Genomic DNA, 20,491 nt, shown 5'->3' with positions numbered 1-20,491 from the left:
TCGTCACCTTCGAGTCGAGGGTTCACGGGCGAGTTGAAGGTTAGCGTCGGCTCCGTCGCGGTGTGTCCGGCGGGGGTTGGGAGGAAAGCCGGGAAAACTCTCAACGTGCACTTCAATGAAACACTTGAAGGCATGGATGTCAGCGAAATCAAGGTCCGTGGCGCCAGGGAAAACAATCTCCAGGGCGTGAGTGTGAACATTCCCAAGCAGCGGCTCACGGTCTTCACCGGTGTCTCCGGATCCGGTAAGTCCTCGCTCGTCTTCGACACCATCGCCGCGGAGTCGAGGCGGCTGATCAATGAGACCTATACGGCGTTCGTCCAGAACTTCATGCCGACGCTCGGCCGTCCGGACGTCGACTCGCTGCGGAATCTGAGCGCGGCGATCATCGTGGACCAGGAGCCGATGGGCGCCAACTCCCGTTCCACCGTGGGCACCGCCACCGATGCCCACACCCTGCTGCGGATCCTGTTCAGCCGGATCGGAAGCCCGTACGTCGGCCCTCCCCTCGCCTTCAGCTTCAACACCGCCGAGGGCATGTGTCCGCGGTGCGAGGGGCTCGGCCGGGTCACCGACATCGACATCGGCCAACTCGTCGACAGGGAGAAGTCGTTGCAGGAGGGGGCGATCACCGTCCCCGGATTCGAGGTGGACAGCTGGCACTGGCGGGTTATGGCGGCCTCCGGCCTTTTCGACCCCGATACCAAGCTCCGGGACTACACCCCGGACCAGTGGGCGGACTTCCTCCACAAACCGGCCACCAAGATCAAGGTGGGGAAGAACAACCTCACCTACGAGGGGCTGGTGACCAAGGTCCGCCGGCAGTACCTGGCGAAGGACCGGGAGACGATGCAGCCGCGCATGCGCGCGTTCGCCGACCGGGCCATGACCCTGACCGAGTGCCCCGAGTGTGAGGGCGCCCGGCTGTGCGCGGCCGTACGGTCCTGCCGGATCGACGGCCACTCCATCGCGGACTGCTCGGCCCTGCAGATCAGCGATCTGGCGGAGTTCGTACGCGGTATCCGGGACGATGCCGTCGGACCGGTGCTGGAGAGCCTGCGCGCGCTCCTCGACTCACTGGTCGAGATCGGCCTGGGGTATCTGAGCCTGGACCGGGAGTCCGGCACCCTGTCCGGCGGCGAGGCCCAGCGGGTGCGGATGGTCCGGCATCTGGGCTCCAGCCTGACCGATGTCACCTATGTCTTCGACGAGCCCACGGTGGGCCTGCACCCGCATGACATCGAGCGCATGAACCGGCTGCTGCTCCAGCTGCGGGACAAGGGCAACACGGTGCTGGTCGTGGAGCACAAACCGGAGACCATCCGGATCGCCGACCATGTGGTGGACCTGGGGCCCGGCGCCGGGGTGGCGGGCGGGCGGATCTGTTACCAGGGCGACCTGGCGGGCCTGCGCGCCTCCACCACCCTGACCGGGCGCTATCTGGACCACCGGGTGCGGCTGCGGGAGAGGGTGCGGCGGCCCACCGGGCGACTGCCGGTCCGGGGCGCCCGGTTGCACAATCTGCGGGATGTGAGCGTGGACATCCCGCTCGGTGTGCTCACCGTCGTCACCGGTGTCGCCGGATCGGGCAAGAGCTCCCTGATCCATGGGTCGCTGTCCGGGCGGGAGGAGGTGATCGTCGCGGACCAGTCGGCGATCCGTGGCTCCCGCCGCAGCAACCCGGCCACCTATACGGGGCTCCTCGATCCGATCCGGACGGCGTTCGCCAAGGCCAACCGCGTCAAACCGGGGCTGTTCAGCGCCAATTCGGAGGGCGCCTGCCCGCGGTGCAAGGGCATCGGGCTGATCTACACCGACCTCGCCATGATGGCCGAGGTGGCCTCGGTGTGCGAGGACTGCGAGGGGAAGCGGTTCCGGCCCGAGGTGCTGACGTACCGGCTGCGCGGGCGGAACATCAGCGATGTCCTGGGCATGTCGGTGGCCGAGGCACTGGAGTTCTTCACCACCGGTCAGGCCCGGGTGGTCCTGGACCGGCTGGCCGCGGTGGGGCTGGGCTATCTGGCGCTGGGCCAGCCGCTCACCACGCTCTCCGGGGGTGAGCGCCAGCGGCTGAAGCTGGCCATCCACATGGCGCGGAGCGGCTCGACATACGTTCTGGACGAGCCGACCACCGGACTGCACCTGGCCGATGTGGACCAGCTGCTCGCCCTGCTCGACCGGCTTGTCGACACGGGCAACACGGTCGTCGTCATCGAGCACCACCAGGCCGTGATGGCCCATGCGGACTGGATCGTCGACATGGGTCCGGGGGCGGGGCACGACGGCGGTCAGGTGGTGTTCACCGGGACCCCCGCCGACCTCGTGGACACCGGTGGCTCCCTCACCGCCGTCCACCTGCGCGATTACGTCAAGCGGGCATGAGCCCCGCCCTGGTGGTCCCGTCGGCGGGACCACCAGGGCGGCACGGCGGGTCAGGGCGCGGGCGGAGGTGCGGGAGCCCCCGCGGGCGGCGGGATCTTGGCGTAGGCGGCCGTGGTGGCGCCGGCCTCGGCGGGCGCCACCGCGCTCTCGCGCGGCATCAGGGCGTCGCGCGCCGCGCCCGGGTCCCAGCCGGTGTCGACCACCCGCTTCTGGACCAGGATCGCGGCCCCGAGGACCGCGAGGCCGAGCAGCACGATGACCACGAGCCCGGCGGCGCCACCGGCCTTGCCCGCGTTGCCGATGAGCGCGCCGAACCAGCCGAAGTCGGCGTCGCCGAAGGTGGTGTTCTGGTCGCCGAACGCGCCGAGCACCTTGAGCAGCAGGGCGGGGAGGAAGGTGATGAGCAGCCCGTTGAGGAACGCCCCCACCACCGCGCCGCGCCGGCCGCCGGTCGCGTTGCCGTAGACCCCGGCCGCGCCACCGGTGAAGAAGTGCGGCACCAGGCCGGGCAGCACCAGGGCGAGGCCGAAGGCCGGATGGAAGACCCAGGTGAGCAGGGCCAGTCCGATCAGCCCGCCGGTGAAGCTGGAGATGAAGCCGATCAGCACCGCGTTCTGCGCGTACGGGAAGACGATGGGCGCGTCCAGCGCGGGCAGGGCGCCGGGGACGACCTTCTGTGCGATCCCCTGGAAGGCGGGGACCAGCTCACCGAGGATCGTACGGACGCCGAAGAGGATCACCGCGACGGCGATGCCGAACTGAAACCCCTGCATAACGGACTGCATCAGATAGTTGCCGGTGTCGGTGGCCACGGCGCCGCCGGTACCCGTGGCGAATGCCTTGAAGGCGGCCCGCTGCCCCTCCTTGACGAGCAGGAGGACCGCCATGACCAGGTAGATCAGCAGCATCGACAGGGCGGTGGCCACCATCGAGTCGCGCAGGAAGCGCAGCCCCTCGGGCAGCTTCATCTCCTCGGTGGAGCGGCTGCGCTTGCCGACCACCTTTCCGGCCGCGCCCGCCACGATGTACCCGGCCGTGCCGAAGTGGCCGATGGCGACGGTGTCGCTGCCGGTCACGCGCTTGGTCCAGGGGTGCGCGAACGCGGGCATGGCGACCAGCATGACGCCCAGCAGCACACCGCCGACGGCCACCACGGCGATGGTCGAGCGGCCGCCGCCTGCCAGGACCACGGTCAGCAGCGTGGCCATGAAGAGCATGTGGTGCCCGGTCAGAAAGACATAGCGGAGCGGGGTGAACCGGGCCAGCAGCAGGCTGACCCCGAAGCCCAGGATCATCAGCCAGGCGACCCGCGAGCCGAACTGGTCCTGGGCGATGCCGACGATGGCCTCGTTGGTGGGGATGACGCCGTGGGCGCCGGTGACGCCCTGGATCATGGTGCCCAGCGGGGCGAGGGAGTCGGTGACCAGCCCCGCTCCCGCGCCGATCAGCAGAAAGCCGAGGGTCGCCTTGATGGCGCCGCCGATGATCTGCCCGGTGCTCTTCTTCATCGCGATGAGTCCGACGGCCGTGATGATGCCGATCAGATACGCGGGCTCGCTCAGAATCTCATTGACGAGAAACGTGGCAAGGGTGACAAACCAGCCCATGGTGTTTCCTCTGTCCCCGTCGTTCAGACGTCGTACGTGTCCCGGAGCACCGCGTCCACCTCGGCGGTGCTGGTGAAGTCCTGGACGACCTTGACCGGCCGTCCCACATCGCCCAGGGTCCTGGCGATCTCACGGGAGGTCAGCAGGGCCACTGCCTCGGACGCCTTGCCCTTCGCGGAGATGGTGTCGGTGGCCTCCACGGTGACGAACCTCGACCAGCCCCAGCGGTCCAGCACCTGCTCCAGGGTGTTCTTGAGGAACAGGCTGGTGCCCACGCCGTTGCCGCAGACGGTGAGGATCTTGTGCAAGGCGCCCGCCCGGGGCTCGGCGGGTTCCGAGGTGGTGGCGGGTCCGGACTTCTCGGAGTCGTCCTCCGGACGCTCCCCGGCCAGTACGGCGTGCAGCGCCTCCGGGGTGGGCGCGGCCGCAAGGGCGGCCGCCGTGCCGGGGTCGCCCAGGAGCCGCGCCAGGCCGGCCATCGCGGAGGTGTGCGCCGCGGAGTCCTGGGCGGCCAGGGCGACGACGAGGGTGACGGGGTCGTTGGACTCATGCCCGAATTCCACGGGCTCGGCGAGCCGGACCCAGGACATCCCGGTGGACAGCACCGCCGGGGACGGCCGGGAGTGGGCGAAGGCCACACCCGGCGCGATGACGATGTACGGCCCGTTCTCCTCGACGTTGGCGACCATCTCGCGGGTGTACTCGTCGGTGGTGGCTCCCGTATCCACCATCAGACGGCCGGCGGCAGCTATCGCCTCACGCCAGTCGGCCGCCGGTACGTCGAGCCGCACAGCCTCGACGGGGAGCAGGTCTTTCAGGTCTTCCATGCCGGTCATCATGGCTGACATGACTCTGTCACACACCCCCCGGGGGTGGAAGCGGAGCGACAGCCTCCGCAGGGTCCGGCAAGCATACGAAGACGAGAACCGCGAGCGCCTCGCACCCCCCGGCCGCCACCAGGGCGCCGGGCGGCGACCAGGTGGCGAGCGGACCGGCGAGGGCCGCGCCGAGGGCGAAGCCGGTGATCTTCAGGCTGGCGCCGGTGGTGAAGACCTGGCCGTGCAGCCGCTCGGGCGCCTCCCGGTGGCGGATCGCGAACAGGGCCGTGAGCTGAGGGCCCTCGGCGGCGCCGGTGAGCAGCGCGGCGGCGATCAGCGCGACCGGATGGCCGGTGGCCGCGAGCAGGGGCGCGAGGACGAGCAGCAGGGCTCCGCCGAGGAGCACGGTGTCCGGGCGCGGTGGGCGGGGGCGGCGGGAGAGGACCGCGTTGGCCACGAGGGCCGCCGCGGCGGCGGCGGACAGCAGCAGGGCGCCACGGTCGGCGCCGCCGAGCACGGTCGCGCCGAGCGGCGGCCAGCAGGTGAGCAGCGCCCCCTGGCCGACGCAGGAGACGACGGAGGTGGCGGTGGCCCGGGCCAGGGGCCGGTTGCGGACGATGGCGCACAGCCCGGCGGTCAGATCGGTGGCGACCGACGTGCCCTGCGGTGGGGCCGACGGGGCGGATCGCGCGGGCGCGGGGAGCGCCCGGGCGGCGGGCAGCGCGAGGCCGATCAGCGCGATGGACGCCGCCACGGCGGCCGGTGCCCCGGCCACCCCCGCGAGCGCCCCGGCGAGTGCGGGCCCCACCAGCGCGGCGAGGCTGAACGTCATCGCGTCCAGCGCGGTGGCACGGGGGAGGCCCGCCGACGGTGCCACCCGGGGCAGCTGGGAGGTCCATCCGCCGGACAGGGCCGGTCCCAGCAGCCCCGTGCCCACCGCGAGGAGAACCGTGAGGGCGAACGGCACCCGCCCCAGACCCAGGAGGATCGCGGCCAGCCCCGCCGCGTAGAGGGCGAGCGCAGCGGCCAGCAGCCGGCCCGGCCGGGTCGCGCGGTCGAGCAGCACCCCGAAAAGCGGGCCGCCGACCGCGGCCGCGGCCATGATGCCCGCCAGCAGCGCCGAGCCCGAGGAGGGCGAACCGGTCAGCACCGGTCCGGCCAGCAGCAGCGCGGGACCGGACATCTCGTCCCCCGTGCGGGCGGCGGCCGCCCCGCCCAGATAGCACCCCATCGTGTAACGCCTCGGCATGCACGGGACGTTACGGCGCTAACGCAAAAGTGCGCCAGGTGCGTTACATTGGCGTAGTGCCACCGCCTTCGAACGACGACTGGTCCACCCGGCATTCGGTGCGGGCCACCGCCCGGCGCACCGCCGCCCTCGTCAACGCCCTGACCGCGGAGCCGAGCCCGGACCCCGCCGCGATCGCCGGGCTTCTGCTCGACCACGGCGAGTCCGGACCGCTCGAGCTCACCGCCGACGATGTCGCGGGGATGCGCGTCGCGGCGCTGCGGCTCCGCGAGGTGTTCACCGCCGGTCATGTCGACGAGGCCGCCGGAGTGCTGAACCGGCTGCTGCGGGAGGGCACGGGCCCGCTCCGGCTCAGCTCGCACGGCGGCCGCTCGCCCTGGCATCCCCACCTGGACAGCGATGACGAGGCGCCCTGGGGCGAGTGGTTCCTCGCCTCCTCGTGCATGGCGCTGACCGTGCTGCTCTGGGAGGGTCAGCGCCCGCCCGGCGGTCTGTGCTCCTCCTCCGGCTGCGGCGATGTCTTCCTCACCGTGGGCAGCGGACCGGAGCGCCGCTACTGCTCACGCCGGTGCGCGACCCGTGAGCGGGTGGCCGCCCACCGGCGCGCCAAGGCGAGGGCTGGATCCCGGACTCCGTAAGGCTTCCACAAGGGTTCCTCGCGTCAGCCGGTGTGCATCGCGTAGGGCGTGTCCCCCCGCGCCGGATCCTGGACATGCCGGGCCCGCCGTCCGCGGCCCCCGAACCGGGAGCCGAGCCAGCCGAGCAGAAAGCCGGCCGGAACGGTGATCAGGCCCGGGTTGCGGAGCGGGAACCAGTGGAAGTCGCGCTCGGGGAAGACCGCGAGCGGGTTGCCGGAGATCGCCGGGGAGAAGGCGATGGCCACGGCGGTGAGCAGGAGCCCCCCGTACAGCGCCCAGCGCAGTCCGTTCACCGTGAAGCCACGCCACAGGGTGCCGTAGAGCACGACCGGCAGCAGGGCCGAGGCGGCGGCCGCGAAGGTGAAGGAGATCAGGACCTGCCGGTTCCAGTGCTGGGTGACGATGGCGAGGACGACGGCCGCGACGCCGACGACCACGATGGCCGTACGGGCGGCGGCCAGCTCCCGGTTGGCCGAGAGCCCGCCCTTGAAGACGACCTTGGCCAGGACGTCATGAGCGAGGGAGGCCGCGGCGGCCAGGGTGAGTCCGGCGACCGCCGCGAGGGTGGTGGCGACGACCGCGCAGGCCACGACGGAGAAGAGCAGGCTCTGGTCGGCCTCCCGCGCCGCCGGGTCCAGGGCGAGGGTCAGCAGCAGCAATGAGTCGCTGCCGGTGGGGTCGGAGGCGCGCAGGGCGCGGGCGCCGACGACGGCGGTGGCTCCGGCGCCCACGATCACGATCAGCCCGAGGATGGTGGTGACCGCGCCCACCGCCCAGGTGGTGGCGGCGCGGGCGGCCCGCATACCGCGGATCGGGTGGAGCCGCATGGTGAGGTGGGGCATACAGGCCGCACCGAGGGCGAGGGTGAGCTGAACGCTGATGACGTCCAGGCGGCCGCTGAGGGAGTCCCCGTACTGGCGGCCGGACTGCCAGAAGCCGTCGCCGTAGCCGCTGGCGTCGGCCGCGGCGTCAAAGAGGGTGGCCGGGTTCCAGGAGAAGCGCTTCAGCACCAGACAGGCGAGCAGGACGAACGCGGCGAGCAGCAGCACCGTCTTGAGGATCTGGACGAATCCGGTGCCCTTCATCCCGCCGAGGGCGGCGTAGCAGACCATGAGCGAGCCGATGAAGACGGTGCAGCCGGTGACCGCGCCGCTTCCGGGGATGCCGAGCAGCAGGGCCAGCATGGCGCCCGCGCCGTTGAGCTGGACCAGCAGCAGCGGCATGACGACCACCAGCACCACGACGGCGGTGCCGATCCGGGCCGGGCGCTCGCTCAGCCGCTCGGAGAGGACGTCGCCGAGGGTGAACCGCCCCCGTCCGCACAGCGGTCCGGAGAGGACCAGCATGAACATCAGGATGGAGAGCACGGTGGAGATGGCGATGAGCACTCCGTCGAATCCGGCCAGGGCGATGGTGCCGGTGGTGCTGAGCACGGTGGCGGCGGAGATGTAGTCGCCCGCGATGGCCAGGCCGTTCTGCATCGGGCTGAGCGCGCCGGTGCCCAGGTAGAACTCGGTGGGATCGTCGTTGCCGGTGGCCGCGAGGATGCACAGCAGGAACGAGACGGCCATGAAGCCCGCGAAGAGCACGAACGCGAGCGTTCTGGGATCGAGGAAGCTCACCGCTCCCCCTCCCCCGTGATGCCTGCCCGGCGATGGGCCCGGGCCAGGACGGTGAGCAGCACCGCCGTGTCCAGGCCGATCAGCATGGCGCCCACGGTGAACCCGCCGCCCGCGCCGAGGTTGACGACGCCTTCGGCGGCGCAGTTGACCACCACGGCGGCCACATGACAGGTGAGCGCGGTGCAGGCCGCCCGCGCCGACCAGGGCCACGGCCGCTGCCACGGTGAGCGCCGTGCCGGCGGAGGCGGCGCCGCGGGGTGGGGCGGGAGCGTGGCGGTGCGAGGCGCGGTGCGGGACTCGGCGGACGGGAACGGACCCCAGGGGTGGTCGTGGTCGGACATGTCGCGGCTCCTTGTGCGGGTTCCGTCCCGGGTCGCCGGGACGGAAACGCCACGACAGCAGGTCAGAAGGGTCGCGTACAGCCCAACCGGCGGACCGTGTGACGGGCGCACATGATCGGCGCGGGGCCGTTGTGCACGCCCACATCGGCTCAGGCAGACGGGCGGTTCTCAGGGTGTCAGCAGCCGGTGCGCGGACAGCGCGAGCGACAACTCCATGACCTCGCGCGGGTGGTCCAGCGAACGCCCGGTCAACTGCTCGTAGCGGCGCAGCCGGTTGAGCACCGTGTTGCGGTGGCAGAACAGCAGCCCGCCCGCGCGACGCGCCGATCCCCCGGCCTCCAGCCAGGCGGCCAGCGTCGTCAGCAGCAGCTCCCGGTCGGCGGACTCCAGGGCCAGGACCGGTCCGAGCATCCGCTCGGCGAGCGCGCTGCCGAGGTCCGGGGAGGACACCACCAGCGCCTCCGGATAGCGCTCCTCCAACAGCGCCGCCGACCCGGCGGCCGGGCGGGTGCGCAGCGCCGTATCGGCGAGCCGGCGGGCCGTGTTGATCGCGGCGAGGCCGGTCACGGCGGGGCTGACCCCGGCCCGTGCGCCGGGTGGCACTTCCAGCCCGCGCACGAGCCGCCCCGGGCCGGTGTCACCGTCGCCGTCGCCGCCGCCGCCGAGCAGCACGATGGCGTGGGCGGTGCCCTCCGCCGTGTGCCAGACCGTACGGAGTCCGTCGCCCACCTCGACGGAGTGCGGCGTCCGGCACGGTGCGTCGGCGTCCTCCAGCGCCACGACCGCGTAACGCCCCTGCTCGGGCAGGCCGAGGACCTGCTCCGCCTCGGGGAAGTCGCTCACCCGGGCGGTGCCGTCGAGCAGGGCCGCGACGATGATCCGGTAGCGGTTCTCCCGGTGCCAGGAGAGCTGCCGCTCGACCTCCTGGTACGCCGTGGCGACGAGGGTGCAGTGCTCGTCGACGAAGTTCCACACATCGGCGGCGACATGGACCAGCGACTGGGCGCCGAGCGGGTCCTCCTTCGAGGCGGTCTCCAGGAGCTGTTCCCAGACGACGGTGCAGCCGATGCGGTACGCGTGCAGCAGCGCGTCCAGCGGAAAGCCCTGGGCGGCGCGGTCGGTGCCGATCCGCCACGCGCAGGACCGGGCCGATTCGCGCGTCTCCTTGGGGTGCACCAGCGAGCGCACATTGTGGCTGAGCGAGTCGTGGACCTCCCGCCACACCTCGTGCGGGTCCACGACGGCGGAACGGTAGGCGGGCTCCCGCTCCTTCATCAGCGCGACGATACGGTCCGTCAGCCGTGGCACCTCCTCGATGAGCACCCGGGCGGCGCGGTGCAGCAGCGCCACGGTCTCGCCGTCGGCCCGCGACCGGATCGGCGGACGGGCGGCGGGCATCCGGGGCGGCGTCCGGACCCGGTCGGCGGACAGACGGGGGGCGCGGCCCATGGCGGGGACGGAAGCGCGGGAGCCGGTGACTGGGTGCATGGACGTTCCTCCACCTGTGACGGGCAATGCGCAGCTCAACACGGCAGTGAGGCCACGGCCAGGTTTGATACCAGAGCCTGCATGGCTATTGCACCATCGACATACCGGTGGGTCGGTGCCTTCCGCGAATTCTTGGGGGTCAAGGTGAAGTGGGCCCGCTCGAACTCCTCCATCCACGCCTCGAACTCCCGCCGGTCCGGCGGGACGTCCGGAATGCCCCTACGCGCGCATCGGGGCGGCCCGCCTCGATGGCGTCATGGCGGCGCGGGGCCTCCGTGGTGCGGCGCTGGAAATGGTCGTGGACGGCGGACATGGGGCCACCGTACTGGCGGCCGCGGGATATGCTGTCGATCACTTGAATCTTCGGGGGGAGAGCTCCGCATGCTCGATCGTCTGGCGGTCCATGAGCTGATCCACCGCTGGTGGTTCGTCTTCGACGAGGGGCAGTTCGACGTCTGGCCCGAGCTGCTGACCGAGGACGTCCACATCACCTCCCGCTCGGACACCGGCAACTCCCCGTACGAGGAGTTCATCGCCTCCGACAACCGGGGCCGCGAGCAGGTGATCGCCTGGCAGCGGCAGCACCGCGAGGCGGCCGGCTATCCGCTGCGCCACAACGCCTCGAACATCCACCTCGAGCGGGTCGACGGCGATGACATCTCGGTGGTGTCGTACATGTACGCCACCAACATCACCGACGGTCAGGTGACCCCGATCGCAAGCGGCGTGGTCCGCTGCGTGGTCCGCTCCGACGGCGCCGCCTACCGCCTCGCGGAGCTCCACATCGTGCTGGACACCCACGCGGTGGCCTTCACCGAGCGTCACTGACGGATCTCATCCGCGCTCGCGGAGGTACGCCTCCAACTCGGCGGCGCCGGTCGGCATCGCGCGCCCGCGGGCGGACAGGCGGCCGTGCCAGTCGCGCAGGACGGCCTCCAGCGGCTCCGGTCCGCCCGCCACCCGCACCTGGGCGATCAGCGGGGCGATCTGCTCCGGCTTCGGTGCCGGGGGCGCTCCACGCGGATGTCCTGCGGCGCCTCTCCCCGTAAGACGTCCGGACTGGACGGCCTGGTGCACGGCGTCGGAGATGACGGCCGCGAGATCCTCTGGAGTCACGGCGACGACGCTGCCGGGACGTATGCCGTCGAAGACATCGAATATGCGGGCGGCGCCGCACGACGATGGCGGCGGCCACCTCGAAGGGTGACCGCCGCTCCCCCGTGTGTTCCCCCGTCGGCTCCGCCGACCGTGTGGCTTCGGGCTTACCAGCCCTTGGTCACGCGGTAGGCCTTCAGGGACCCGCAGTTCGATCCGTAGGTCCAGGTGGACTGGTTGTCGATGCCCCCGGCCCAGTCCACGCACTTGCCGCGCCCGTCGCCGTACACCGGGCCCGCGTACGAGGTGTACGCGCCGCCGTCCTCGGCCGACTCGTCGGCGCCCTGAACGTACAGGTAGGCAAACATGGGAACCGGCTTGCCCGTGGCGTTCCGGACGGTGACCACGCAGTTCTTGCCCTTGGCGGAGTTGTAGGTGAGGAAGACGGTGCCCTTGGAGCCGATGGGCGCCGAGTTCACCACCTTGTACCCGCTGCCGCACACCCCGTTGTACGAAGCCGTGGCGGCGGCGGACGCCTGGGGCGTCATGGCCACGGTGCCCGCGATGGCGGTGGCGAGGACCGCGGTGGCGGCCATACGGCGAGAAAGATTCATTTGTCCCCCTTGATGGTTATTCATGGGCGTAGGCGCTGTTTGCGTCTGCCTAGGGAGACATATGGAGATGACGGATGGTTGTACGCCGTCATGGCCCGGCTCACGGCGGCCCGTTGAACGCACGGGCCGGGTCTCCCGTACTCCCCGGGACGGGCGGGCCGCCCGTCGCCGCACCGACCTCGGAGGGCCGCACCGGATGACCTCGTACCGCACCGCCGCCGTGGGCGCTCTTCTCGGGGCCCTCCCCTGTCTGTTCATGGCGCTGGCCGCCCCGCCCGCGCAGGCGCACGGGGCGCCGACGGACCCGGTGAGCCGGACGTTCGCCTGCTCCCCCGAGGGCGGGGGCGCGGCGCGATCGGCGGCGTGCCGGGCGGCCCGAGCCGCGGGCGACCCGGACGCCGCGGACTGGGACAACCTGCGGATCGCGGGGGTGGCGGGCAAGGACCGGGAGCGGATCCCGGACGGAAAGCTGTGCAGCGGGGGCCTGGAGGCGTACCGGGGTCTGGACCTGCCACGCGCGGACTGGCCTTCGACGCGGCTGTCGGCCGGGGCGGATCTCACGCTCACCTACCGGTCGACCATCCCGCACACGGGGACCTTCGAGCTGTATCTCACCAAGGAGGGCTACGATCCCAAGCGGCCGCTGAGGTGGTCCGACCTGGAGGCGAAGCCGTTCGCCACGGCCAAGGACCCCGCGCTGGTGGACGACGCCTACCACCTCAAGGCCACGCTGCCCGCCGACCGGACCGGCCGTCAGCTGCTCTACACGATCTGGCGGAACACCAGCACCCCGGACACCTACTACTCCTGCTCCGATGTGGTGTTGGGGGCCCCGGCGAAGGGCTCCTCGGGCACGGCCCCGTCGTCCGAGGCCGCCACCCCGCCGTCTGAGGCCGCCGCGCAGCCCACGGAGCCGTCCCGTGCCGCCGCCGCGGCCTCCCGGGCCACCTCCGCCGACGAGGGCGACGGCGACACCACTCCGGTGCTGCTCGCCGGTGGCGCGTCCGTGCTGGTGCTCGGCGCGGGTGTCGCCGCCACCGTACGACGGCGACGCCCGAGTCGCTGACCGGCCTGACCTGCCCGACGGGACCGGTGGGCCCGACCGGCAGTCACCGGTAGCCGTGCCGGGCCGTGACGTGGCGCGGGTAGTAGCGCTCGTCGGGCGCGGGCCGGTACTCCTTCCAGCGCGGGGTGTCACCGGTGGGCTGGTCGCCGAGGACGGTCACCCGCTGCCCCCTGCGGGGCCCGGTGTAGTCGTTGACCGCCAGGTGCTGGGTGGCGCGGTTGTCCCACATCGCGACGGCGCCGGGCTGCCAGTGGTAGCGGCAGTTGAACCGGGGCGACTCGGAGTGCTCGAAGAGGTACTGCAGCAGGGCGTCGCTCTCCGGGCGGCTGAGCTGCGGGATGTGCGAGGTCCACATGCGCGTCACGTACAGCGAGCGCCTGCCGGTCTCGGGGTGGATCCGCACCACCGGGTGTTCGGCGGAGTGCTCACCGGTCTGCGGTGTGTTGAGGACGTGGACGGCGGTGAGCCCGTCGAGGAGTTCGCGCATCGGCTCGGAGAGCGTCTCGTAGACCAGGTACTGGTTGCTCCACATGGTGTCGCCGCCGGAGGCGGGGCACACCTGAAGATGGAGGATCGAGGCGACCGGCGGATTGGGCTGGAAGGTCACGTCGATATGCCATTCGTCGGCCTTGGCGCCCTGATCCGCGTCCAGCACGACGATTTCGGGATGGCCGTCGACCTTCGGCAGGAACGGATGGACCTCCAGCTCTCCCAGCCGCCGTCCCAGCGCGATATGCGCCTCCGGGGTGAGGTGTTCCTGGTCCGGGAAGAAGACCACGAGGTGCTCGAGCAGCAACTCATGGATCCGCTCGAAGAGTTCGTCGGTGAGCTCGGTCAGATCGACACCGCGGATCTCCGCGCCGAGCGCTCCGGAGACGGGGGTCACGACCAGTTCGGGAGTGGGCATGGGAAACCGTCCTCATATGGGTTTCGGTCGGCCGGCCGGTGCGGCCGGCACTCGGTGGGCGCGCGGATCGGGGACGAGACCGAGCTGCTGAAGCCGGTCCAGCAGGGTCAGCGGGCGCGGGCCGAGGCCCGACATGTTGTGGGTGACGGTGTGCAGCAGCCGGGGGTTGGCGCCGGTGTGACGGACCGCCCGGCGGCCCAGAACCCGGCCGCGCCACGACAGATCGGTGACCATCCGCGCCGCGTTGCCGCTGGTCGTGGCCGCCTGGGCGAGCAGGGGCAGCTGTCGGTCGTGGTAGTCGCGCAGCGCGCCGTCCACCGCCGCGGCCGACATCTCGCCGGTGCGCTCCAGATGGCCCGACAGCCGCTCGGCGAGGGCACCGGCGCTGGTGATGGCGGTGTTCATGCCCTGCGCGGCCATCGGATGGACGGCGTACGCGGCCTCGCCGACCAGCGCGAGGCCCTGGCCGGCCAGCCGGGTCGACAGCAGCCGTCCGACGGGCAGCGTCTGACGGCTGCCGAGATGGGCGAGCAGGGACGCGGTCAGCGGCTCCAGGGCGGGCACCTGGGACAGTGCCCTGGCCGCCCAGTCGGCCAGTTCCCCGCGTGCCGTGACACCGCGCAGCTCGTCGGGCCCCGCCTGGAGGTAGAGCCGCAGCCGCCCACCGGGCAGCGGATAGAGCAGCCGCAGCCCCCGGTCGGTGACATACGCGGAGAAGTCGTCGGCCCGCGCCGCCGCGCCGGCGTCGCCGATGTCGAAGGAGACCAGCCGGTGCGGGTAGTCGACCCGCCGGGCCTCGATGCCCGCCCAGGACCGCAGCCGTGAGGAGATGCCGTCGGCGGCGACCACGAGCGGGGCCCGCTCCTCGTGGACCCTGCCGCCCTCGGCCAGCCGCAGTCCGGTGATCCGGCCGGAGTCGTCGCGCAGCGGCGCCTCGGCGCGCACACCCCGGCGCAGTTCCACACCCGGCCCGAGGCTCTCGGCCAGGGCGGCGAGGATGGCCGTGTGGTCATGGGCCAGCAACCACTGGTCGGGGGCGGGCAGTTGGCCGTAGTCGAGGGACATCAGCGCGGTGCCGCGCGGATCGCGGACGACCAGCCGTCCGAGCCGGACCGCGCCCCGGGCGTCGAGCCGCTTCTCCACGCCCCAGGAGCGCAGCAGGCGCAGCGCGCCCGGCTGGAGCACCTCGCCCTTGGCGATCGGGCGGATCCTCGGCTGCTTGTCGACCACCAGGACGTCCAGTCCGAGGCCGCCGAGCGCGCGGGCCGCCGCGAGACCGCCGACGCCCGCCCCGCACACCAGCACATCGGGGCTCATCGCCTGTCTCCTTCGTCGGTGCCGGTTCCGCGGGTGGCGGACGCGCGGGTGCCGGTCTCGCGGCTGCCGGTCTCGCGGGTGCCGGACGAGCGGGTGCCGGCCTCGCGGGCGCCGGTTTCACGCGGGCCAGCCTCGCGCGTGCCGGATGCGCGGGCGCCGGTCTCGCGGGCGCCGGCCTCGCGTATGCCGGTTTCACGCGGACCGGTCTCGCGCGGGCCGGATTCACGCGTGCCGGATTCGTGGGTGCCGGACTCGTCAACGCCGGTTTCGCGACGGCCGGTTTCGTCAGTGCCGGTCTCGCGCACGCCGGTCTCGCGCACGCCGGTTTCGCGGCGAGAGCCGCTTTCGCGCGTGGCTTCCACGACCTCCGCGACCTCCGCCGAGCGGTAGTGGGCGAGGGCCCGCACCGCCAGGCCCGCCGCGATGCCGTCGTCGGCGTAGCGGGCACAGCCGCGGATGTACTCGTTGACCGGGGCCGGGGTCCAGCCGCCGTCCGCCCGCTGGGCGTCGACCAGCCAGCGGGCCGCCGCCGCGAGGACCGGGTCGGTGGGGCTCAACCCGGCGGCGAGCAGCCCGCGCAGCGCCCAGGCGGTCTCCTCGACGGTGCCCCGCCGGGTGGTGCCCGGCCCGGTGCGCTCCCCCGTGCTCCACGAACCGTCGGGGTGCCGGGTGCGCAGCAGCCAGTCCCTGGCACGGGCCGCCGCCCGGTGGTGTTCCTCGGTACGGCCCGCCCGGCTGAGCGCCTCCAGCGCCGCGGCGGTACCGGGGGTGCCGCCGCGGTACCACATCGCCTCGTACGAGCCGTCGGGGCGCTGTCGGCCGGTCAGCCAGCGCACCGCCCTGACCACGCGCGGGTCGTCGGCCCCGGCCCCCGAGTCGAGCAGGGCGCCCACGACCTTGGCGGTCATCTGGGGGCAGGGGCCGAAGCCACCCGGTTTGCTGTTCCGTACGGCGAGGCTCCAGGACCCGGCCGCGTCCTGGGTGGCGGTCAGCCAGGCCAGCCCGGCCCGCACATGGCGGTCGTCCGCGCCGCCGGGCAGCCGCAGCAGGATGGCGCTGGACTCGGCGGTCTCCAGGGCCATCGGCCAGCTGCGTGGGCTGGAGAACCCCCAGTAGCCGGCCGGGCAGCCGAGGGCGTCGAACGGCTCGGGCTGCTGATGGCGGTGGAGCATCTCGCGGGTGCCGATCAGCTGGGGGTCGTCGGCGTGACCGGCCTCGATCAGCGCGGCGGTGGCGAAGTTCGTCCAGGTCACATCGAGGGGCATCAGATCCCAGGAGCCGTCGGGGCCCGCCGCCGAGCGGAGCCAGCGGGCGGCGGTGCTCACCAGGTCGGGCGCCTGGCCGGAGCGGGCGAGGCCCAGGCAGATGAGTCCGGTGAGCCAGGGGTCGGTGCTGAACCCGCCGGTGGCGCCCTCGCGTTCGTACGCGTCACGGACGATGGCCAGGGCCCTCGGCCGGGCCAGCCGGTCCAGGGCGCGGCCGGCCGGGCCGCGGCGGCGGTGGGCGGACTGGGCGAGCGCCTGGCTGGCGTAGATCGGCAGCCGCAGGCTGAGCAGGCGGCGGCTGAGGCCGGGGAAGAGCAGCAGCTCCAGGGGGAGTCGGCGCTGGGCGCCCTCGTGGGGCAGTCCGGCGAAGGTGTGGAACTGGCGGATGAGGGCGGTCATCGCGGCTTCCGGGACGGCCGCGGAACCGCCGAGCTCCTCGAACCGGGCCCGTGCTGCGCGTACGGCCGACGCCGCCCGGCGGGGCGCGAGCAGGTGGAGCGCCGCGGCGGCGAGCGCGGTGGTGAGGGGTTCGGTGGGCACCGAGCGCATCGCCCAGCCGCCGTCGTCCCGCTGGTTCTCGCACAGCCAGGTGACACCGCGCTCGATGGTCTCCGCCGAGCCCTCGGGGTCGGCGAAGTGCAGTGCGGTGAGGGCTCCGGCGGTGTTCAGCGGGGAGGCCTGGTGCGCGCCGAAGACGAAGGCGCCGTCGTCGCGCCGGTGGGCGAGGAGCGCCTCGGCACCCGTGGTGACGGCCGTGCCGACGCTCTCGGTCAAGGCGGAAGCGGGCATGCGATCGGACCCTTCTGCTGGTGGCGCGCCGTCTCAGGGGCGGGGATCGGGGAGGGTGGGCCCGCCGTCGGCCAGGGGCGGCGCGGGGAATTCGTGGCGGGACCGCATCCGGCTCTGGGTGATGACGCTGACCGCGAGGAGCGGCGTCAGCAGCGCCAGGGCGGGTGCCGCCCCGGCGCCCGCGGCCACCACCGCCGCGGCCAGCACCAGGCGTTCGGCGACGAGGACGGCGTGGGCGCGCAGCGCCAGCGCGGGGGCGAGGTGCCCCGGTGACCGCAGCAGCAGCCCGAAGGCGCCAGCGCCGCACAGCGCCGCCGCCGACAGCAGTACGAGATATCCGGCCGTGTCCCTGGGCACCAGCCCCGTGGCGGCGCAGGCCACGGCCACGGCGGCCAGATACAGCGCGGCGGCGGTGTGGGTGGCGCGACGGAGGCCCCGGCGCACCGGCACGGTGCCGTAGCCGCCCTCGCGGTCACCATCGACGTCGCGCAGGGTGCCGACGAGGTTGGACGCGGTGTCATGGGCCAGGAACACCAGGGCGAACGGCAGCGCCCGCCACGGTGGCCACGGTTGGACGGCCATCGCGCCGAAGAGCACGGTGAGCGCGGTCAGCACGCCGCGGATGAGATTGCCCGGCAGGCCCCGGCCCTTGAGGACGCGGCTGTAGGCCACGATGCCCGCCATGGCGGCGGCGGCCACGGCCACGGCGCGCCAGTTGGCCCACAGGGCGAGCGCGGCCACGGCCACGATGCAGCCGATGCCCGTGGCCACGGCGGTGCGTGGGCTCAACCGCCCGGATGGTATGGGCCGTTGGGGCTTGCTGAGCGCGTCGAGGTCACGGTCGTAGTAGTCGCCGAGGTAGTGGCCGGCGACCCAGCCGAGGGTCGGCGCGGCCCAGGCCACCATCAGCTGCCCCGTGGTGGGGTGTGCTCCGGCGAGGGTGGCTCCGGCCAGTCCGACCAGCCCCGGATACCAGAGGGTGTACGGGCGCCAGGTCTGCAGATGGGCCAGGAGCGCGGTGCGCGGGGCCGCCACGGCGTCACCGGTCCCGGCTGACCGACAGATCGGCCACCGCCGCGAGTACGGCGGTGGCCCGGGAGCGGGGCAGCGGCTCCAGACAGGACTTGGCGCGGTCGGCCTGGGCCGTGGCCCGGTCCCGCGCGGCGGTGAGCGCGCCGGTCGTCTCCAGCAGCTCGTGCACCGTCCCCAGCGCGTCGGCGGCGGGCAGGGCGCCGCCGAGGGCCGCCTCCAGCCGGGCGCGGGCCGGGGCGCCGGCCATGGCGTGGCAGAGCAGGACGGGGAAGGTGGGCCGGGCGGCCGCGATGTCGCTGAGCGCGGACTTGCCGGTGGTGCGGCTGTCGCTGGTGTACGGCAGCAGGTCGTCGTGCATCTGGAAGGCCAGGCCCAGATGTTCGGCGTAGGAGGTGAGCGCGTGCTGCTGGGCGGGGGATCCGCCGCCCAGGATCGCCCCGCCCCGGCAGGCGGCCCGGAACAGCGCCCCGGTCTTCAGGGCGCTCATGGTGAGGTACCGGTCGAGTCCGCAGCCGAGGTCACCCCTGAGCTCGCCCTCCATCGCCTGGCCGCGGCACAGGTCGACGCCCGCCCGGGCGAAGACCCGCACCGCGCCGAGCACCCGGCCCGGCGGCAGCCCACCGACGTCCTCGGTGAGCGGTCCGGCGTCCTCGCTGAGCAGTCCGGCGTCCTCGGCGCCGTCGGTGAGCACGCCGAACATGCCCAGCATCAGGGCGTCCCCGGTGACGATGGCGTCGGTGGTGCCGTAGCGCGCCGCGACGGACGGACGGCCCCGCCGCATGGTGTCCCCGTCGATGACGTCGTCGTGGACGAGGGATCCCACATGGAGGTACTCCACGCTCAGCGCGGCCGGTACGACGGCGGGTCCGCCGCCGCCCACCGCCTCGGCCGACTCCATGAGCAGCAGCGGGCGCAGCAGCTTCCCGGCCGGGAGCAGGGCGTACCGGGAGATCTGGTGGAGGCGTTCGGCTTCCCGCGGCCAGCGCCGGTCGAGCTCGCGCAGTAGGAGCTCCATGGTGGGGGCGGCCTCGGCCAGCGGGTCGGCCACCTCGGTGACCGCGACGTCGGGCGGGGTCACCGGGACGCCTCCCGGTACTTCCCGGCGAGCTCCGCGAACGCCTGGTTGGCTTCGGGCTCGGCGACGGTCACCCGTATCCCCTCGCCCGGTTTGCCGCACACCACCACGCCGCGGTCGGCGCAGAACTGGGTGAAGCGCTCCACACCGGACGTCATGGGCAGCCACAGGAAGTTGCCCTGGCTCGCGGGCGCCTCCCAGCCCTGGTCGAGCAGGATCCGGTGGAGCCGGTCGCGCTCCCCGGCGGTCTCGGCGCACTGCCGGAGCACCCGCTCATGGGCGCCGAGCGCGGCCAGGGCGGCCTCCTGCGCCACGGCGCTCACCCGGTAGAAGGGCAGGATCGTGCGGAGCGGGGCGAGCACGGCCTCATGCGCCACGAGATAGCCGACCCGCAGGCTGAGCAGCCCGTACGACTTGGAGAACGTCCGTACCACGCAGACCCGTTCATCGGCGCGGTGCAGGGCGATGCCGTCGGCGATGGCGCCGGGGTCGGCGAAGTCCCGGTACGCCTCGTCGACGACGACGGTGACGTGTGCGGGGAGCCGGTCCAGGAAGCGCAGGATCCGGTCATGCTCCAGCGCGGTGCCGGTGGGGTTGTTGGGGGTGCACAGCAGGACCATGCGGGTGCGGTCGGTGACGGCGTCGGCCATCGCCTTCAGATCGTGGTCGTATCCGGTGAGCGGCACCCGGACGGTGGTGGATCCGGCGTTGGCCGCCATCATCGGGTACGCCTCCCAGGAGGGCCAGGCGTGCACCGTGTCGGTGCCGGGTCCGGTGAGGGTGGAGAAGAGCTGCTGGAGCAGCGCGCCGGAGCCCGGTCCGGCGAGCACGTGCTCCGGCTCCACTCCCAGATGTGCGGCGAGGGCCTGACAGAGCCCGCCGCCGAGGGCATCCAGGGTACGGTGGGCGGTCCGCGCGGTGCGCAGGACGGCGTCCACCACTTCCGGAAGCGGAGGGTGAACGGTTTCGTTGAGCGACATCTGATGGAAGGGATTGTTCTCCGCGACCACCGGAGTCATGCGATTCCAGCCATCATGCATCGGGCACCATCCATCCATTCCAGCGGGGGATTCGGGCGGAGGGAGGAATGTCACCGCGCCCGGTTCCCCTTGCCGGTCCGGCCGGATCGATGGGAAGGAAACCGTCGTGGGCGGGCTATGACCGTACGGCAGCCAGTGCGGGCAGG

17 protein-coding genes and 1 pseudogene are annotated in these 20,491 nt (G+C 72.8%); 4 read left to right on the top strand and 14 right to left on the bottom strand.

Features of this window, described 5'->3' with window-relative positions:
* The first annotated feature begins 132 nt into the window (after positions 1-132).
* Positions 133-2,382, top strand: a complete 2,250-nt coding sequence (locus ACMTAK_RS48505; RefSeq protein WP_413812096.1) for an ATP-binding cassette domain-containing protein — start codon at positions 133-135, stop codon at positions 2,380-2,382.
* Between the two features lie 50 nt (positions 2,383-2,432).
* On the opposite strand, the gene ACMTAK_RS48500 is transcribed toward ACMTAK_RS48505, so the two are convergent.
* Genes ACMTAK_RS48500 through ACMTAK_RS48490 form a run of 3 tightly spaced genes read right to left on the bottom strand, consistent with a single transcriptional unit; the run spans position 2,433 to position 6,056 of the window.
* Complete coding sequence (locus ACMTAK_RS48500; RefSeq protein ID WP_413812095.1) at positions 2,433-3,989, bottom strand: PTS ascorbate transporter subunit IIC; 1,557 nt, start codon at positions 3,987-3,989, stop codon at positions 2,433-2,435.
* A gap of 23 nt (positions 3,990-4,012) precedes the next feature.
* Positions 4,013-4,816 carry a PTS sugar transporter subunit IIA gene (locus ACMTAK_RS48495; protein WP_413812094.1) on the bottom strand — a complete coding sequence of 268 codons (804 nt, stop codon included), beginning with the start codon at positions 4,814-4,816 and terminating at the stop codon, positions 4,013-4,015.
* A 28-nt stretch (positions 4,817-4,844) separates the two neighbouring features.
* Positions 4,845-6,056 (bottom strand): MFS transporter, encoded by a 1,212-nt coding sequence (locus ACMTAK_RS48490; protein ID WP_413812093.1) that lies wholly within the window; start codon positions 6,054-6,056, stop codon positions 4,845-4,847.
* A 56-nt stretch (positions 6,057-6,112) separates the two neighbouring features.
* Here ACMTAK_RS48490 and ACMTAK_RS48485 point away from each other — a divergent pair, with 56 nt between their 5' ends.
* Positions 6,113-6,694: a CGNR zinc finger domain-containing protein gene (locus ACMTAK_RS48485; protein ID WP_413812092.1), complete on the top strand. Its 582-nt coding sequence runs from the start codon at positions 6,113-6,115 to the stop codon at positions 6,692-6,694.
* 23 nt (positions 6,695-6,717) lie between these two features.
* Here ACMTAK_RS48485 and ACMTAK_RS48480 read toward each other — a convergent pair whose 3' ends face one another.
* The 3 genes from ACMTAK_RS48480 to ACMTAK_RS48470 all read right to left on the bottom strand — a co-directional run bounded on the left by ACMTAK_RS48480 (position 6,718) and on the right by ACMTAK_RS48470 (position 10,145).
* Entirely contained in the window at positions 6,718-8,316 is a 1,599-nt protein-coding gene (locus ACMTAK_RS48480; protein WP_413812091.1) for a sodium/solute symporter, read from the bottom strand.
* Positions 8,313-8,657 (bottom strand): hypothetical protein, encoded by a 345-nt coding sequence (locus ACMTAK_RS48475; protein ID WP_413812090.1) that lies wholly within the window; start codon positions 8,655-8,657, stop codon positions 8,313-8,315. The genes ACMTAK_RS48480 and ACMTAK_RS48475 overlap by 4 nt, the downstream gene beginning before the upstream one ends.
* Positions 8,658-8,825: 168 nt before the next feature.
* The gene (locus ACMTAK_RS48470) at positions 8,826-10,145 is read right to left on the bottom strand and encodes a PucR family transcriptional regulator (RefSeq protein WP_413812089.1); all 1,320 of its coding nucleotides are present in this window, start codon (positions 10,143-10,145) and stop codon (positions 8,826-8,828) included.
* A gap of 381 nt (positions 10,146-10,526) precedes the next feature.
* Between ACMTAK_RS48470 and ACMTAK_RS48465 the strand changes: the two genes are divergently transcribed.
* Positions 10,527-10,973: a nuclear transport factor 2 family protein gene (locus ACMTAK_RS48465; RefSeq protein WP_413812088.1), complete on the top strand. Its 447-nt coding sequence runs from the start codon at positions 10,527-10,529 to the stop codon at positions 10,971-10,973.
* Positions 10,974-10,979: 6 nt separating this feature from the next.
* Here the strand turns inward: ACMTAK_RS48465 and ACMTAK_RS48460 are convergent.
* Positions 10,980-11,138, bottom strand: a pseudogene (locus tag ACMTAK_RS48460) (MerR family transcriptional regulator); the annotation flags it as partial.
* Positions 11,139-11,407: 269 nt separating this feature from the next.
* The gene (locus tag ACMTAK_RS48455) at positions 11,408-11,836 is read right to left on the bottom strand and encodes a spore-associated protein A (RefSeq protein ID WP_413813220.1); all 429 of its coding nucleotides are present in this window, start codon (positions 11,834-11,836) and stop codon (positions 11,408-11,410) included.
* Between the two features lie 214 nt (positions 11,837-12,050).
* Here ACMTAK_RS48455 and ACMTAK_RS48450 point away from each other — a divergent pair, with 214 nt between their 5' ends.
* Positions 12,051-12,920 (top strand): lytic polysaccharide monooxygenase auxiliary activity family 9 protein, encoded by an 870-nt coding sequence (locus tag ACMTAK_RS48450; protein WP_413812087.1) that lies wholly within the window; start codon positions 12,051-12,053, stop codon positions 12,918-12,920.
* Between the two features lie 43 nt (positions 12,921-12,963).
* On the opposite strand, the gene ACMTAK_RS48445 is transcribed toward ACMTAK_RS48450, so the two are convergent.
* The 6 genes from ACMTAK_RS48445 to ACMTAK_RS48420 are packed head-to-tail and all read right to left on the bottom strand — an operon-like array spanning position 12,964 to position 20,285.
* Positions 12,964-13,827: a TauD/TfdA dioxygenase family protein gene (locus ACMTAK_RS48445; RefSeq protein WP_413812086.1), complete on the bottom strand. Its 864-nt coding sequence runs from the start codon at positions 13,825-13,827 to the stop codon at positions 12,964-12,966.
* Between the two features lie 12 nt (positions 13,828-13,839).
* Positions 13,840-15,144 carry an FAD-dependent oxidoreductase gene (locus ACMTAK_RS48440; RefSeq protein WP_413812085.1) on the bottom strand — a complete coding sequence of 435 codons (1,305 nt, stop codon included), beginning with the start codon at positions 15,142-15,144 and terminating at the stop codon, positions 13,840-13,842.
* A complete protein-coding gene (locus ACMTAK_RS48435) occupies positions 15,141-17,198 on the bottom strand; it encodes a prenyltransferase/squalene oxidase repeat-containing protein (RefSeq protein ID WP_413812084.1) in 2,058 nt (685 codons plus the stop codon). The genes ACMTAK_RS48440 and ACMTAK_RS48435 overlap by 4 nt, the downstream gene beginning before the upstream one ends.
* 33 nt (positions 17,199-17,231) lie before the next feature.
* Positions 17,232-18,233, bottom strand: a complete 1,002-nt coding sequence (locus tag ACMTAK_RS48430; protein WP_413812083.1) for a UbiA family prenyltransferase — start codon at positions 18,231-18,233, stop codon at positions 17,232-17,234.
* 4 nt (positions 18,234-18,237) lie between these two features.
* Positions 18,238-19,308: a polyprenyl synthetase family protein gene (locus tag ACMTAK_RS48425; protein WP_413812082.1), complete on the bottom strand. Its 1,071-nt coding sequence runs from the start codon at positions 19,306-19,308 to the stop codon at positions 18,238-18,240.
* Complete coding sequence (locus ACMTAK_RS48420; RefSeq protein ID WP_413812081.1) at positions 19,305-20,285, bottom strand: aminotransferase class I/II-fold pyridoxal phosphate-dependent enzyme; 981 nt, start codon at positions 20,283-20,285, stop codon at positions 19,305-19,307. Before ACMTAK_RS48420 ends, ACMTAK_RS48425 begins: the two co-directional genes overlap by 4 nt.
* Positions 20,286-20,491 lie beyond the last annotated feature (206 nt).

Source organism: Streptomyces lacaronensis, assembly GCF_047337785.1.
Classification (GTDB): domain Bacteria; phylum Actinomycetota; class Actinomycetes; order Streptomycetales; family Streptomycetaceae; genus Streptomyces; species Streptomyces lycopersici.
The sequence above is the reverse complement of the archived record's forward strand: the minus strand, read 5'-3'. Positions and strand labels throughout refer to the sequence as shown.